Raw genomic sequence first — 15,436 nt, 5'->3', positions numbered from 1 at the left:
GATTCGGCCAGCAGATAGCAGCGGTATCTAAGTCCCTCTTTTGAGGCAGACACTCTCGTACCTGCTCCTGGCGGCCGGTTTCCCGTTATAAAAAATCGAATCAATCCGCAAGTGTAGAGGAGATAGCGATGCAAGGGAAAGTGATACTCGTCACAGGGGGAGCAAGGCGCGTAGGCGCCGCCACCTGCCGCCGCCTGCACTCACAGGGAGCAAATCTGGCCGTGCATTACAGAAGCTCTATCGAGGAGGCGCAGACATTGCAGGCCGAACTGAACCGGACGCGATCCGGTTCAGTTGCTCTGGTACAAGCCGATCTGCTGGATATTGCGCGCCTGCCGCAACTGGTAGCTGAAACCGTAGAGCGATTCGGGAAGCTGGATGCGCTGGTCAACAATGCCTCCAGCTTTTTTCCAACTCCATTCGGCGAAATCACTGCTGATATGTGGGACGATCTGATGGGAAGCAACCTGAAAGCCCCCCTGTTTCTATCCCAGGCAGCGGCCTCCCAATTAAGAAAACAGCACGGCTGCATCGTCAATATCGTTGACATTCATTCGGAATGGCCGCTCAAGAATTACGTGGTATACAACGCCGCCAAGGGCGGACTAGCCTCACTGACCCGATCGCTGGCGCAGGAGCTTGCGCCGGAAGTCCGGGTAAATGGCATCTCACCCGGTCCCATCCTGTGGCCGGAAGCGGGGGAATGGGCGGATGAGGCATCGCGCCAGCACATCATTGACAGGACGCTGCTGAAACGCACGGGTGAGCCGGATGACATTGCCCGGACCGTTGCTTTCCTGATTGCAGATGCGCCTTACATCACTGGCCAGATCATTGCCGTGGATGGGGGACGAAGTGTGAATCTATAGTCAGGTTGCAAAAATCATTGGACGTCATAATCCCCTAAAGGAAGAATCTTTCCAGTTTCCTCGGGCCTGGGGAATGAACTCGGCGGGAAGCAAAAGGTCGCGCCGAGGATGTTGCCAGCGCACAAGTGCTTCGGCTCCTATAATCCCGCGCCATCCATCTGCGACTGATAGTAGAGAACAAATTCGTTTCTCTCCAGCTTTTGCATAAATCTGGATGATGAGGAAGGCATCCTGGCTCTCATCAAGGTTATGCGGGGATTATTCCAGGTGAAAACAACTCCATCTCCTACTGCTGCTCAAGGGCTGGAGCAGGTGCAAATGCAAAGGTCCCAGCCATCATCCATTTAAAGAGATTTCTTCTGGTGTAGAAACTCTATTATCTTGGTCGCTGTGACGGCGGGACTAAAGAGATAGCCCTGCATCTCCTCACATTCGAGGCTTCGCAAAAGCTCCGCTTGCTCAGCCGTTTCCACTCCCTCGGCAACAACACGCAAATGCAGCGAATGTGCCAGGGATATGATTCCGGAAACAATGCTGAGATTGTCTGGATTGATATTCATATCACTGATGAAAGCGCGATCAATTTTCAGGACATTGACGGGCAGTTTGGCGATATAACTGAGCGAAGAATAACCAGTACCGAAATCATCTATCGCAAGCTCTATACCCATTTCCTGGATGAGATTGAGCTTCTCGATATTGGCTTTGATATCGTGCATGATTACACTTTCCGTAATCTCGAACTGGAATGCGGCCAGATCTCCCGCGTCGCTGACCACATTCGCCACCATATCGACAAAATCCTTCTGCCGTAACTGAACGGGAGAAACATTGATGGCAATTCTCGGTGGATTCAAACTCATGGCTTTCCATTTATTTGCATCCGATATCGCTTTGCTCAGCGCCCACCGGCCTGCATCAAGAATCATTCCCGTCTCTTCCAGCAAGGGAATGAAGTGAAGCGGTGAAAGTACCGTAGCGCTTTCCGGATCGTGCCAGCGCATCAACGCCTCGAGTCCGCTTATTTGTCCACTCTTCAAATCAACTTTGGGTTGGTAGTACAGCATCAATTGTTCCTGCTCCAACGCCTGACGCAGCTTGATCTCGAGTCTCAGTTTTTCTTTAACCCGTGCATGAAATTCGGGAGCATAAAACAGATGCTTGTCGGAAGAATGCTTGGCCTTCTTTAGCGCTGTCCCGGCATTTCTCAAGAGCGTATCAGTATCCAGGCCATCGCTAGGGAAGAACGAAGCGCCCGCCCTGGCGGAAACCCACAGTTCCTGTCCATTAATTAAAAAGGGCTCGTTCTGAACCTCGAACAGAAGCTTCTCCAGCATATGGACGATGTCGATGCTTTCCTCTTCATGTTTTCTGGCGATAGCAAAATAATCGGCGGAAAGATGAGCCAGAATGTCTGCTTCTGAAAGCAGCTGCTTCAGCCGCTTTGCAAGTTGGCGGAGTAGACTGTCCCCCGCTCCATGACCGAACGATTCATTAATGCTGCTGAACCGTTCGATGTCCAGAACAATTACGGAAAGCATCTCGTGACCGGAAGAAACCATCTTGATCCGCTGATTAACCCGGTCTAGAAATAACGCCCGGTTCGGGAGCTCGGTTACAGCGTCGAAGAAAGCCAGATAATTGATGCGCTCCTCTTTTTTCAGGTGATCCATTGCAAACGAAATATCGCCCGCCATTTCTACCAGCAAAGCAATTTCCTCCTCGTCGAAAAACCCTGTCTCGGGAGTATAGAGAGTCAGAGTGCCGACGAGTTGCCCATCGAGAACCAGGGGCAAGATCGCCATGGAAAGATAATCGTGAGCCAGCGGTGCATCATGCAAACCCTCCATGCGCTTATCGGCAACGAGATCATTGCAAATGAACGGCTTGAGATGCGTGATTAAATCCTCTATCAGCGGAGCGCCTTTCGGCGCACTCATCAGCGATAGGTTGAGTTGGAGCAGCTCATCATTTCCTTGCCCCATCTTGGCCACTGGTGTAGTTACTCTTGTACTTCCCCGCAGCATTCCGATCCAAGCGAAAGCGAATCCGCCGTGAACGACTGCAATACGGCATGCCTCATTGAAAAGCTCCTGTATTTCACGGACACGCACAATGGCTGTATTGATACCACTTAACACGCTATACAAACGATTGAGCCGCACTACTCTCGCTTCATATTCCTTGCGCTGAGCAATCTCCGCTGTTAACGCCGCAGTACGCTCCCCCACCAATTTTTCCATATGTTCATGCAATCGGGCACGCTCCAGCGCTACGCTTACCTGCTGCCCAATCCCATAGAATGTATCCAACTCATTCTCCCTGAACTGATCCTGTTCCAAGCCCAGGAGATTCATCACGCCCTGGTTCTTGCTGCCACTCCACATCGGAATGGTGACATGGTGGCAAGAACCATTGCCTCCGCTTGAGAAGAGGCGCTCGCAGTTTAAAATTTTAGGAGTATTGCCGAGCTCCCCGGCGAGCAAAAGGCGCAGGCAATTGCATGATGTGTCCCAGCCATCCGCACTTACTGATGCAGGTACATTTCGTGAGCCTGCCAAACTCAGGCCGTCGGTATTCCATAAATAAAGCCACCCCGCCTGGACTCCCGGGAACATCATGGCGTACTCCAGCGCTTTTTCGCTGACCTCGCGCTCGGTTGCTGCCTGGTTCAAGCCTTCCGCCATTCGATACAGCCCATTGAGCAAGCGATTCGAGTGCGTCAGCTCACGTTGTCGCCTATTCAGTTCAGCGTTGAGATGGACCGCATCCTCATAAACTGAAATCAATAGATCCACGATCTGCTGCCGCTCGCTGGTGATGAAATGTTTTTGCCCGCCCAGATAAATCTGCATTCCCATTTGCATCTTCTGACTCTTGCGCAGCTCATGGCTCATCAGTAGATACTCGATACGATCAAGAAGATATTTGTCGTCGTATGGCTTGCGGATAAAATTATCGGCCCCCGATTCCAATCCCTGGATGATATCCTTGACATCCGCCAGCGAGGTAAGCAGGATCACTGGAATCTTCTTGAGTTGTGCGTCCCGCTTGATTTCACTGCATAACGCAAACCCATTCATCTCCGGCATCATCACATCACTGATAATCAATGTCGGGTTGCGCTGCCGCGCCCTCGAGAGGGCCTGCTTGCCATCGCCTGCGGTGGTAACTTGGTAGCCGTTTTCCTCCAGCAGATACTTCAGTTTTTCCGCTTGTGTGGGACTGTCCTCTGCGATGAGAATCTCGACTTTCCGGGCATCGTGGATTGAAATATCATGCGCCAAGCTTAGTTTCTCCTCGTTCGGCCACCAGATTCGTTAGCGCTGCGGCAATCTTTTCCAGAGGCAAGACCATGGTCGCCGCACCTAACCTGATCGCCTCGCCCGCCATACCGTGGACGACCGAACTTTCCTTGTCTTGTGCGAAGGTAATCGCGCCTTTCTCCTTCAGAAGGCGTAACTCGTCGGCACCATCACGGCCCATCCCCGTCAATAGGCCAGCAACGGCATCGTGACCGTAGACTCTGGCAACCGCCCTGAAAAGATATGAAATTGAGGGTCTTGAACCATGCTCTGGCTCGTCCTTGGTCAAAACGATCTCCCCTCGATTCTCCACCTTCATCTGGTATTCATCGGGTGCCATATAAACATGCCCTGGCAGGGGCAACTCACCCTGCCTTGCAATATGAACGGGAAGATTGGACGAGTTCTTCAGCCATTGGACAAATCCTTCCATGAATCCCGTAGTCATATGCTGAACGATTAGAATGGGCACAGGAAAATGCTTTGGGAGTGATGAAAGAATCGCCTCGAGTGCAGGCGGGCCACCCGTTGAAGCACCCACAACGACAATTCTTGCTGGCGCCACACGGTTAAGCAGGGGCGCGCGTACAGAATGTGAGGCCGGAGAAGCCCCTCGCATGCGCGCCCAGCGACGGACTACCTTTACTTCCGACATCAGTTTTACGACCTCTATCATCTTCCGAGCGGTCGCCTCGTGATCCGGATGGCCGATGCCTGCCGGGCGCGGGAGCACTGCCAATGCCCCTGCATCGATCGCATCAAATGTAGTCCCAACCTCTGCCGGATCCGTGCTGCCGCTCACGATGACAATGGGAGTCGGCTGTGTCTCCATGATCAGCTGTGTGGCCTCCACTCCATTCAGCTTCGGCATGTGAATATCCATTGTGATTACATCAGGCCGATGGTTGCGCAAGGCATCGATTGCTTCTTCTCCGTCGCCGGCGGTCGCAATAACAGTGATATCAGGATCGGAATTGAGTATGTAAATAAGAAACTCTCGCACTACCGGTGAATCTTCCACTACCAGGACGTTTATCATGGGAGGAAACTCACGGATTAATGCTGCTGATGCTGATCAGGCGTCGGATCGCTTCCAGCAGGTTGCCTTGGTCAAAGCGACTCTTCACGATATATGCATTCGCTCCCACATCGATGCCTCGCTCCCGGTGATCACGTGAATCCAATGCCGTTACCAATACCACCGGCAGCGTCGCCAACTGCTTGTCAGCGCGTATCTTGGCTGTCAGGGCAAAGCCGTCCATTCGCGGCATTTCGACATCAGAGACTACCAGGCTGTGGGTGCCTGTTTTAAGGGCGGTATAGCCCTCCACTCCATCCACAGCTGTAGTCACACGATACCCTGCCGATTCCAGGATATGTTTGAGCAGTGTCCGCGCAGTAATGGAATCGTCCACTACTAAAATAGAGTGCTTGCTTGATGTTCCCTGCTTCTCAGCCGATGAGTCCTGGGTAGGGATGCATGGAGCCGAGGATGCTTTCACAGCGGATTTCAAAAGATCAGGTACGTTAAGCACCGGGACCACTCGCCCGGTCCCCAGCATGCATACACCTGCGACGTTTCTTACTCGCTTCAATGGCGGGAGGAGTGCTTTTATCACAACCTCTTGCTCCCCGAGAACCTCTTCCACGAGAAATGCAACACGACCAAGACCTGAACTGAGAACGATCCCTCGCAAATAGTGCGCGGGTTCCATTTCTGCCGAATTGCCAGCCAGTTCCAGTATATCGCCCAACTTCACCAGAGAAACAGGTTGTTCATCTACCAGAATGGTTTCTCGATTTTTCACTGTCTCAATTTCGTTTTTGGCGATTCGGACTACGCGCTCAACGCTGCTTGAAGGAATAACAAAAAGCTGTCCTGCGGCATGAACCAGAACTCCCCGGGTATTTGTTAGCGTTAACGGCAGTAAGATATGGAAAGCAGTTCCAGTATCAGTACTTGATTTGACCTTGATGCTGCCGCCTAAAGCTTCAACCTTTTCACGTACAATCGCGAGTCCCAGCCCGCGTCCGGAGATATCGGTAATGAGGGGGCTGGTGGTCACGCCAGATCTAAAAATAAGCGCAAGCAATTCCGACTCACCCAGTCGCTCCATCTCTTCCTCGGACATTACGCCAAGCTTGTGGGCCGCAGCTTTCAATTTACCGACATTGATTCCACCCCCATCATCGGCTACACGTATCTCAGCCTTGCCGCTATCGCTCTGCGAGCATGCGAAGGTGATTCTTCCCGACGAAGGCTTACCTTTAGCCAACCGTGCGGCGGGCTGCTCAATACCGTGGTCGATGCAATTACGCACCAGATGGATCAGAGGATCTTTCATCTCTTCCAAAATATGCCGATCAATTTCCACCTCGCCGCCACTCACCACCAGCTCCAGGCTCTTGCCCTGTTCGCGGGCCAGCTCGCGGGAGAATCGGGGCAGAATATCCAACAGTGTCGAGAAAGGCAGTAATTGCATTTCTTTGACATCCTGAATCAGGCAATCGGTCATGCCGGCAAGTACGCGTTGGTCTTGCTCGATGGTCCGCTGCAATCTCACTAGCCGCTCCTCAAGCGCTTTCATTTGAAGCGGCTCCCCATCCAGGTATTTGAGCAGCTTCGGAAGCCCGTGTTGTTCCCGGAAGGAGCGATCCTTGAGGCTGGATGTCATCTCGCGATCAATAATGCGCACCACCGACTGGATTTGCAGACGCTGTTTCTTCCATACGGCAAGTGTCGTAGTGATTTCGCCTAGCTCCTTGGCCCGTTGTCGCGCTGTCAGGCACGGCAGCAAAAATTCCTCAACCTGACGCAAAACCTTTTCGAGTTTTACGGTAGGCACTCTGATTGTGGCAGATGCATGGCTCGGAATAGAGGTTCGCAAATATGCCCCTACATCGGCACGGGTTGCGGATGATTCATCAGGGGGAAGCAAAGATAAAGGGGACGCGGCCTGCGATAAGGAGGAGCCCGTACGTCCTTCTTTGGTGGGACTTTTCAACATTTCATTGAGCTGTCGGGTTACTGTAGCCGACAACAGCTTTTGCCGCTCAGCCATGCTGCCCTCTCCTGAAACGAGTGTCCCCAGGGCATCGACCGCCTTAAGCAGCTGATCGATGAGCGATGACGATACAGCAAGGCTTTTATCTTTCAGTGCGGAGAATACATTTTCCAGAGAACGGCAGGTCTCCTCGACTTGGGCAAAATTGACTGCTCGTGCTGCGCCTTTGAGACTGTGTGCGCACCGCAACATGTTCTCAATGATATCGAACGCCGGGGTATCTACAGGTTTTCCCTCCAGGGCGAGCAGTCCCGACGATATATCCTTCAGGTGGGCCTCTGCCTCGATGCGAAACATTGCAAGGAGCCTTTCCAAAAGCACATCCCTTTTGTCAGGCATGGACTTTTCCCGCTTCCTCTACGAAACGGTCTTTCTTGCTGCCTACGAGGACACTCAATTTATTCCCCATCTCATACAAGCCTTGTGCCGCTGATTCTGCCTGCTTGGTACCTGCCACGTTCTGTTCGCTCGCCTGCTGGATATTAGTCATGGCCATCACCACCTGGTCCATGCCGACCATTTGTTGCTTGCTTGATGCCGCGATTTGGGTAGCTGCTTGCGCTGCCTCACTGATGCTGGTGGACAGCAGGCGGATTGCTTCATCCGTTTCGGTGGATTGCCTGACCCCCGCCTCTACCGCTTTATTGCCCTGCTCAGTGGCGAGTACCGCAGCATTAGTCGCTTTCTGAATATCCCCCAGAATGGTTCGCACTTGGGCAGTGGCTTGTTTGGATTGATCCGCCAGACTTCTTATCTCTCGAGCAACTACGCCAAAACTCTTACCTTGCTCCCCAGCCCGCGTCGCCTCAATAGCGGCATTCACGGCCAATAAATTGGATTGCTCAGCCAGATCGTTGACTGTGGCAATGATCTCGCCGATGGCATGCCCCTGCTTGGAGAGCTGCATAATGCTCTCAGCTATGGATTCCATCTGCTCCTGAATCCGATTCATTCCACTAATAGCCTCCCCCACCGATTTGCGTCCAGCCTCGGAGATATTGGAAGCTTTCTGGGCGCTGTCTGACACATATTTGGCTTTCTGGCTCGTAGTCAATGCGGTTTGCTTGACCTCTTCCACGGTGGCGGTTGTCTCGCTTACTGCGGCTGCAGTCTCGGCTGCGCCAGCGGCTACCTGGGACGTGGTGGAAAGAATCTCTGCTGAAGACGACGCAAGTTGGGCGATGCTCTCCCGGAGCCGCCCGGTAATCATGCGACTCAGGCGAATGCCGATTGTTAGTCCAACCAAAACAGTAAATAAAGAAACAGCCACCAATACAGCGGTATAGGAGCTTACTTTATCCGAGGCTTCAATTTTTCTACTTTCCAGAATTGCAGATTGTTGCTCATAGAAATGCTTGGCCTTATCTATAAATACAAGGCTGAGGGGGCGGAATGTGTTCGTCACGAAGGCGAGCGCTTCCTCGCGTTTTTGCTCGAACGAGAGCCGGACGGCTTGTTGCTGGGCCTCCTCCAGTTGTTGGTGCAGGGACTGGAGCTCGTCGAGTAGACTATCCCCCTTGTTTCCACTCCTTAGCTGTCGAATTTTTTCGAGGATTTGCTTGAACCGGCGATCATTGTCCTGGAGGAGTGCGTGGTTGGTCTTCAGCAGGTCTGGATAAAGCAAAATACCCCGAACATAGGTTTGTTGCGCAAATCCCGCAATCCGAAGTTCATTCGCACTTTCCATCAGTCGCTCGTCTACGCGCAGGAAATGATCGTAGGTCGCCTGTGTCTGGCCGAGTGCATAGAATGCGACAGCGGTGGAGAGTGCAAGAAGCGCCAGTATGATGGCGTACCCTCCAATTATCTTTTCACTGATGGTCATGCTGTCCTTTCAAAACTTCGTTTCGTCATTTCAGTGTCTTCACCCATTTCGATACTTCTCTACTCGACTACTTGCTCATCTACAACGATGCTTTCATCCATGAGAAGATTTTCCGCATCAAGAACCACTAGTCGCTCCGAGGTGATTCCCTTGAGGTATTTCTTACGAATGTCCATAAGAGTGGGTAAAGATGACTGAATGTCGGTTGCCAAGATAAACCGGGCGCCAAGGACTTCGTCCACCAGAATGCTGAACGTCATTTTCCCCGACTGCAGTACGATAACTTTGTTACGTCCACCCAACTCCTTCTCCGGCACCTCGAAAAACTTCTTCAGGTCAATGACCGGCAGGATCTCCCCGCGCAGGGTAACAATGCCGCGAATAAAGCCAGGGGTGCAGGGCAGCGGTGTAATATCCTCAACCTCGGCAACCTGAATGACATAGCACGATTCGAGGGCGTAGCGTTCACAACCGAGAATAAATTCCACGATTTCAACGTCTTCATTCCGTACCTCTTGAGCCGATAACTCCTGAGCCAGGGCCAGTGCCCTCGCTTGCAAGATCTGCTGAATTTTTTCCTTGGAAGACACCTCAAGGCTGTCCACTGTTGCACGAGGAGAATGCGGGTTCTGCTCGAGCTGGGGAGAATTTCCGGAAGCCATTTTCCTTTTTTAAGACCCTAAGGTGCTAGTTGTCATGTGATGCTCTACTCTTTATTTCCGATGGAATCGCATATTCTTATAGAGGTAATGAAATGAGCGAGATCTCCGGCGGTCAGGCCGCCCGAGTCCGGGAGAATGTCGTTGGACGAATATCCATTCAACAGCGAGAGTGCATTGTCAAAATGACGTTTTGCTTCCCGGCTTTTGCCCTGCGTCAGACAGAGGCTACCCAAAGCAAAATGGGCAAGCACAAGATCAGGATCAAGGTATAGCGTATTCATCAAGCACCGCATTGCTTCCTTGGCCTGCCCCAGCTCCTGATGAATCGTTGCCAGGAGATAGTAAGCCGCAGGATTCAGTTTGTTGGCGGCAATTGCTTCCTCGCACTGCTTTACAGCCCTGGGGAGGTCGCCCCCATCGGCATGGCGACGGGCTTCGCGATAAAGCGTATTGGACCGCTCTTGATTCGCTGATTGGCCTGCAACCTCTTGCACGCTTGTTAATTGAGTGAAGGAGCTTGATGCAACCGGCAATATTTGCGGTTCCATGCTTTCGAGCGAAAGGGGTGTTTCCCAGCCCTGCAAGCGAGGGGACGGCGCTGAAGCTGAAGTTATCTTGTATGAGGCATCCGATGGCGGACCAACGGAGAAATAATCGCCATTTCCATGCACATCATGACTATCAATCTTCTGATAGAGGCCCGTTCCTGAAACGGTATGAAGCCGGAACTGCGGAAACGAAGCCCTAGACATTTCCACTGGGCTCACGATGAGCCATCCGTAGTCGACTAGAGATCGATAAAAGCCCTGTCCAATCCTTTTAACTGCCGGGGAACTGAAATACATCAGGACATTTCGGCAGAAGATGACGTCCACGGCGCGGGTGCCATTGGTCTGCGATGCGTACACATCCTCGACCAGATTCAGACGGGAGAACGTTACTCTTTTACGGATATGCGGCACTATCTCGAACAGGCCGTTTTTTTTCCGTTTAAAGTAACGCTCTTTAATCCAACCCGGGGTTCCCCGAAAAGCCCACTCTCTATATAGGCCCTCGGCTGCTCGATCCAGGAATACCGGGTTGATGTCTGTCGCAAGGATTGCCGCATTCCATTCCTCCCCGTGCTTCTCAAACAATCGATCAAGGAGTATGGCAATCGAATAGGGCTCTTCGCCCGTGCAACAGCCCGCACTCCAAATCCGCAGTTGGCGATTGCTTTCTTTGCATTTTCGTATCAGTTCCGGAAGAATACTTTGTTCAAGTACGTTCAAGCATTTCTGCTCCCGGAAGAAGTAGGTCTCTCCGACAGTAAGGCGGCAAGCAAGTATTTCGATCTGTCTGCGGGTCAGGGAAGTGGAAAGGAGATGACGGGCAGCTGTTTCGGTATCCGGCATGTCAAGCTCGGGTGCGGCAGCCGCGATTGCGCGCTCAAGGTCACCCCAGCGCTTTTGCGGATAATACAAGCCCATCTTCATCGCTATTAAATCACTTAGCTGCGAGACCAGCACATGAGGAAGGGTGATTTGCATGCCCTATGAGGTACTAAGTGCCAAATCCAAGGACTTTTCTTCTTCTAATGAAAGGAGGTCGCCCAGATTCTGGATAAGGACCAATCCATCCTGAAATTTGATGACTCCCTTTAAGTACTTCAGGGGAGGGAAGAATTCATCTGTTGGAACCACACATTGTTCCAGACATTCCGCAACTCCCATCACTGAATTTACCGCCAGCCCCACAAGACGGGTCGTCGTGTGGGCGAAAATCAGCCAGTCAGTCAGCAAAATTTCGCGCTTTGGAAGCTCGAACCGTTGCCGGATGTCGACGATAGGGACAACTTTGCCGCGAAGATTAACTATACCGAGTACAATTTCCGGCGCTCCCGGTAGTGGCGTTATATAAACCATGCGTGCGACGCTTTCCACCACATGCAAATGCAAGGAGTACCGCTGTTCATCCAGGAGAAAAATCAAATAATGATTTCCGGCCCTTACTGGGGTATCAAACTTCATGATTGATATAAATTGTTATAGTGATGGAGCGCCTCAGCGAGCACCATCTTCCCACCGAGTGGGAGTAAGGGAATAAGATGTCAGGACAGACAAAACCAGGTAGCTCTTCAGGACAGCCATAATCCGCGCCTGAAAGTTGAATTTTCGGTATTGTCCGCCCTTCTGTCGGGGGTACCCGGGTGACAAGCCGAGAAAACCCGAAAACCAGATTACATTGAATTATTCCGCTTTCACTCCCGGCTCTGCATTGCTGGAAACAGCATGTCCGGTTATTACTGCCAGCCTTTTTGACGAGATACTTGCTGTATTTATGTGGGTTAATAGACATATGAGACTACAGAACGCGTACTTTTGCACCTGTAAAATCTTACAGGTACAAATAGCTTTACCTCTTTTAACGCCAAAGCCATGATGTAAATGTCAGCCAATCTGCTGGCATCGAAAGCCAGCGAACAACGATTGACAGCACAAATAGCTATTTTTGTGCCACCTAATCTTTTGCAGCTATTGACTTCTCTCTTTTAAAGTCTTTCCTATTTTTCGTAAATTTGAATGGAATCAACGGTAATACCAACAGATTTTGGCAAGCTGGTTCTTGACGAAATGCCCGGCGGCGCAATTGTTACCACTGGCGACGGCGTTGTCGTTTATTGGAACAAGGGCGCGCAATCGATATTTGGCTATACGGTGGCGGAAGCCTTGCAGAGGAGGCTTACTGAACTCGTCGGCGCCCCTGATCATCGGCCCAAGATCAACCAGAGCCTGAGAAATACGCACGAGACAAGGGCTTCAGTGGACGAGATCTTGTGTCGTAAAAAAGACGGCTCGCTGCTCTATGTAAGCATGTCATGCAAAGTCCTGTCGCAGGATCAGCGCCAGGACGGCTACGTCCTGATCACAAGTACAAATATCACGCATATCAAAGCATTGCGCGATGCCAAGCTGATCAATACCAAATTCGGCAATTTGCTCGATTCAATACCAGATGGAATAGTCATAGTGAACTCGACAGGACGGATAGTCCTGGTCAACACGCAAACGGAGAAACTGTTCGGATATAGCGCGCACGAACTTTGCGGCCAGCCCGTGGAAATGCTGCTGCCCCCTCGCAAGCGCGGCCTCCATTCGGGAGAACGCGCAGCTTACTTTACCCACCCGCATAGCCGAACGCTCGTCGCTGATTGGGAGCTATACGGGTTTCGCAAGGACGGCACCGAATTTCCAGTGGAAATCAGCTTGAGTCCCATTGAAACGGATGAAGGCAGGTTTAGCATAAGTGCAATCCGCGATATCAGCGATCGAAAAAAAGCGGAGCAGAAATTTCGCGGACTGCTGGAAGCGGCACCCGATGCGATCGTTATTGTGAATCGGAATGGCGAAATCGTGCTGGTGAATTCTCAAACCGAAAAATTGTTTGACTACCAGCGAGAACAGTTGCTCGGTAAAAAGATGGAGATGCTTATTCCACCCCGTTACCGCTCAAAACATCCCGGGTTTCGGGAAGATTTTTTCCGTGCACCCCGCACGCGTCCCATGGGCATCGGACTCGAGCTCTATGGTCTGCGCCGCGATGGCACTGAATTTCCTGTTGAAATCAGTCTTAGTCCCCTTGAAACCGAAGAAGGAATCCTGGTCTCCAGCGCCATCCGCGATATCACCGAGCGCAAGCGTACCAAGGAAATCCAAACCCAACTCAGACGGGATCTCACTGAGCGTGAAATAGCGGAAAAGGCGCTTTTTGAAGAAAAGGAACTCCTGCGCGTTACATTGAGCTGTATTGGTGACGCCGTTATCACAACGGATACCGAAGGAAGCGTCACCTATCTGAATCCCGTTGCGGAAGCCATGGCCGGGTGTAGTTCCGATGACGCAAAGGGTTTGCCTCTTCAAGACGTATTTCAAATCATCCATGCAGAAACCAACGAGCTGGCATCCAGTCCGGCCGAAAGGGTTTTAAGGAACAAAGAGACCGTAAGCCTTAATTCGCATGCGCTGCTCATACGGCGAGACGGCCAAACCTTTCCGATCGAAGACTCGGCCGCGCCCATTCGGGACCAAAATGGTTCAATCATCGGCGTCGTGCTGGTATTCCGCGATGTCAGTCATGCACAGAAGATGGCAATGGAAATGCGCTATCAGGCGACGCACGACGCCTTGACAGGCCTGATCAACAGGCATGAATTCGAGCGGCGCCTGAAACAGGTCCTGGAGCGCGATAAAGGAGCGGACGAGCATACTCTGCTTTATCTTGATCTCGATCAATTCAAGATCGTAAACGACACTTGCGGTCACCTTGCAGGAGACGAGTTGCTGAAACAACTCACCAGCCTCCTGCAAGCAAAGTTGCGGAAGGATGATACTTTGGCGCGCCTGGGAGGAGATGAATTCGGCTTATTGCTTGAAAGATGTCCAAGGGGATCGGCATTTCGCGTGGCTGAAGTGCTGCGGCAAACCGTGCAGGAGTTCCGTTTCGTCTGGGAAGAGCGGATATTCTCGCTCGGAATAAGCATCGGGCTGGCTACTTTCTCCGGTGGCGAGCAAACTTTCTCGGACGTTTTACGCATGGCGGACACGGCTTGCTTTCTTGCCAAGGATAAGGGGCGTAACCGTGTTCAACTCTATGCTTCCGATGACAAGAACCTCGAGAAACGCCGTGGCGAGATGGGATGGGTGGAGCGCCTGCACAAAGCTCTCGACAAGCAGCGGTTCGTACTGTATTCACAGAAAATATTGCCCCTTTCCGCCCCTTCAAGCACTAGCCACTACGAGATACTGCTGCGAATGAAAGGAGAAAATGGCGAGCTGGTGCCTCCCATGGCCTTCATCCCGGCGGCGGAGCGCTACGGCCTCATGCCTCAACTCGACAGATGGGTAATCACCAATGCCTTTGCCCAATACGCTTCACATCCCTCACGGGGCATAAAAGACACCTGCACTATCAATCTCTCAGGCGCATCTATTTGCGATGAGCATTTATACGATTTCGTGGTGGATCAATTCAAGCAATCTCAGATCGATCCTGCCGGGATCTGTTTCGAGATCACGGAAACTGTGGCAATCGCAAACCTTACTCAGGCTGCCACATTGATTCGCAAGCTAAAGGAGCTCGGCTGCCGCTTCTCCCTCGACGACTTCGGCAGCGGAATGTCCTCCTTTACTTACCTCAAGCACTTGCTTGTAGACTATTTAAAAATCGATGGAGCATTCATCAAGGGCATGCTCAGTGATCCTATTGACCATGCTATGGTTGAGGCGATTAATCATATAGGCCATGTAATGAAAATCCAAACGATAGCGGAATGGGTAGAGGAAGAGTCTTTTCTTGAGGCGCTGCGAAAGATAGGTGTTGACTATGCCCAAGGGTATGCGATTGAAGAGCCGCGCCCAGCCATAACGCTTTGCCATTGACCCTTCCCTTCAACCCTGCGCCCAGCCCCAGTCGGGTAGAGCTCCATCGCTACGGGTCCTGAACGGCCCCCTTCTTAAACTCTCTGTTATTGCTCCCGAGCTTCTGCCGCCTTGAGACACTCTGGCAGCTAACCCAGGCTCGGAAAGGAAAAGAATGCATGCGGCGTTCCCATCCTCTCCCCCGATGGTTGTACTCAGGGAATTTATTTTCATTTCAGATTTCAAATTGCACTGGAGTATTGAAAAACGAGATCGAGATCTCACGACCGGGATTTAGGGATTTATATAGGGGC

Annotated in this window: 9 protein-coding genes; 2 read left to right on the top strand and 7 right to left on the bottom strand. The window is 51.7% G+C overall.

Going from position 1 to position 15,436, the window contains the following annotated elements; all coding sequences use genetic code 11:
• Positions 1-128 precede the first annotated feature (128 nt).
• Positions 129-869, top strand: coding sequence for a pteridine reductase (locus NMUL_RS01775; protein ID WP_011379698.1), 741 nt, complete (start codon positions 129-131; stop codon positions 867-869).
• Between the two features lie 344 nt (positions 870-1,213).
• Here the strand turns inward: NMUL_RS01775 and NMUL_RS01770 are convergent, their stop codons facing one another.
• Genes NMUL_RS01770 through NMUL_RS01740 form a run of 7 tightly spaced genes read right to left on the bottom strand, consistent with a single transcriptional unit; the run spans position 1,214 to position 11,735 of the window.
• Complete coding sequence (locus NMUL_RS01770; protein ID WP_011379697.1) at positions 1,214-4,156, bottom strand: EAL domain-containing protein; 2,943 nt, start codon at positions 4,154-4,156, stop codon at positions 1,214-1,216.
• Positions 4,146-5,213 carry a chemotaxis-specific protein-glutamate methyltransferase CheB gene (gene cheB, locus NMUL_RS01765; protein WP_011379696.1) on the bottom strand — a complete coding sequence of 356 codons (1,068 nt, stop codon included), beginning with the start codon at positions 5,211-5,213 and terminating at the stop codon, positions 4,146-4,148. The genes NMUL_RS01770 and cheB overlap by 11 nt, the downstream gene beginning before the upstream one ends.
• Before the next feature lie 10 nt (positions 5,214-5,223).
• Entirely contained in the window at positions 5,224-7,578 is a 2,355-nt protein-coding gene (locus tag NMUL_RS01760) for a hybrid sensor histidine kinase/response regulator (protein ID WP_011379695.1), read from the bottom strand.
• A complete protein-coding gene (locus NMUL_RS01755; protein WP_011379694.1) occupies positions 7,571-9,064 on the bottom strand; it encodes a methyl-accepting chemotaxis protein in 1,494 nt (497 codons plus the stop codon). Before NMUL_RS01755 ends, NMUL_RS01760 begins: the two co-directional genes overlap by 8 nt.
• Before the next feature lie 59 nt (positions 9,065-9,123).
• On the bottom strand, positions 9,124-9,726 hold the full coding sequence (locus NMUL_RS01750; RefSeq protein ID WP_011379693.1) for a chemotaxis protein CheW: 603 nt from the start codon (positions 9,724-9,726) through the stop codon (positions 9,124-9,126).
• A gap of 44 nt (positions 9,727-9,770) precedes the next feature.
• The gene (locus tag NMUL_RS01745) at positions 9,771-11,255 is read right to left on the bottom strand and encodes a CheR family methyltransferase (RefSeq protein WP_011379692.1); all 1,485 of its coding nucleotides are present in this window, start codon (positions 11,253-11,255) and stop codon (positions 9,771-9,773) included.
• A 3-nt stretch (positions 11,256-11,258) separates the two neighbouring features.
• The gene (locus NMUL_RS01740; protein WP_011379691.1) at positions 11,259-11,735 is read right to left on the bottom strand and encodes a chemotaxis protein CheW; all 477 of its coding nucleotides are present in this window, start codon (positions 11,733-11,735) and stop codon (positions 11,259-11,261) included.
• Between the two features lie 552 nt (positions 11,736-12,287).
• Between NMUL_RS01740 and NMUL_RS14800 the strand changes: the two genes are divergently transcribed.
• Positions 12,288-15,143: a bifunctional diguanylate cyclase/phosphodiesterase gene (locus tag NMUL_RS14800; protein ID WP_011379690.1), complete on the top strand. Its 2,856-nt coding sequence runs from the start codon at positions 12,288-12,290 to the stop codon at positions 15,141-15,143.
• The last annotated feature ends 293 nt before the right edge of the window (positions 15,144-15,436 follow it).

Source organism: Nitrosospira multiformis ATCC 25196 (assembly GCF_000196355.1).
In the GTDB taxonomy this organism is placed as follows: domain Bacteria; phylum Pseudomonadota; class Gammaproteobacteria; order Burkholderiales; family Nitrosomonadaceae; genus Nitrosospira; species Nitrosospira multiformis.
The sequence above is the reverse complement of the archived record's forward strand: the minus strand, read 5'-3'. Positions and strand labels throughout refer to the sequence as shown.

Excerpts from the sequence above, each read along its gene's own strand:
- NMUL_RS01740 (WP_011379691.1), bottom strand. The coding sequence starts at position 11,735 with ATGAAGTTTGATACCCCAGTAAGGGCCGGAAATCATTATTTGATTTTT.
- NMUL_RS01760 (WP_011379695.1), bottom strand. The coding sequence starts at position 7,578 with ATGCCTGACAAAAGGGATGTGCTTTTGGAAAGGCTCCTTGCAATGTTT.
- NMUL_RS01745 (WP_011379692.1), bottom strand. The coding sequence starts at position 11,255 with ATGCAAATCACCCTTCCTCATGTGCTGGTCTCGCAGCTAAGTGATTTA.
- NMUL_RS01775 (WP_011379698.1), top strand. The coding sequence starts at position 129 with ATGCAAGGGAAAGTGATACTCGTCACAGGGGGAGCAAGGCGCGTAGGC.
- NMUL_RS14800 (WP_011379690.1), top strand. The coding sequence starts at position 12,288 with ATGGAATCAACGGTAATACCAACAGATTTTGGCAAGCTGGTTCTTGAC.
- NMUL_RS01755 (WP_011379694.1), bottom strand. The coding sequence starts at position 9,064 with ATGACCATCAGTGAAAAGATAATTGGAGGGTACGCCATCATACTGGCG.
- cheB (WP_011379696.1), bottom strand. The coding sequence starts at position 5,213 with ATGATAAACGTCCTGGTAGTGGAAGATTCACCGGTAGTGCGAGAGTTT.
- NMUL_RS01750 (WP_011379693.1), bottom strand. The coding sequence starts at position 9,726 with ATGGCTTCCGGAAATTCTCCCCAGCTCGAGCAGAACCCGCATTCTCCT.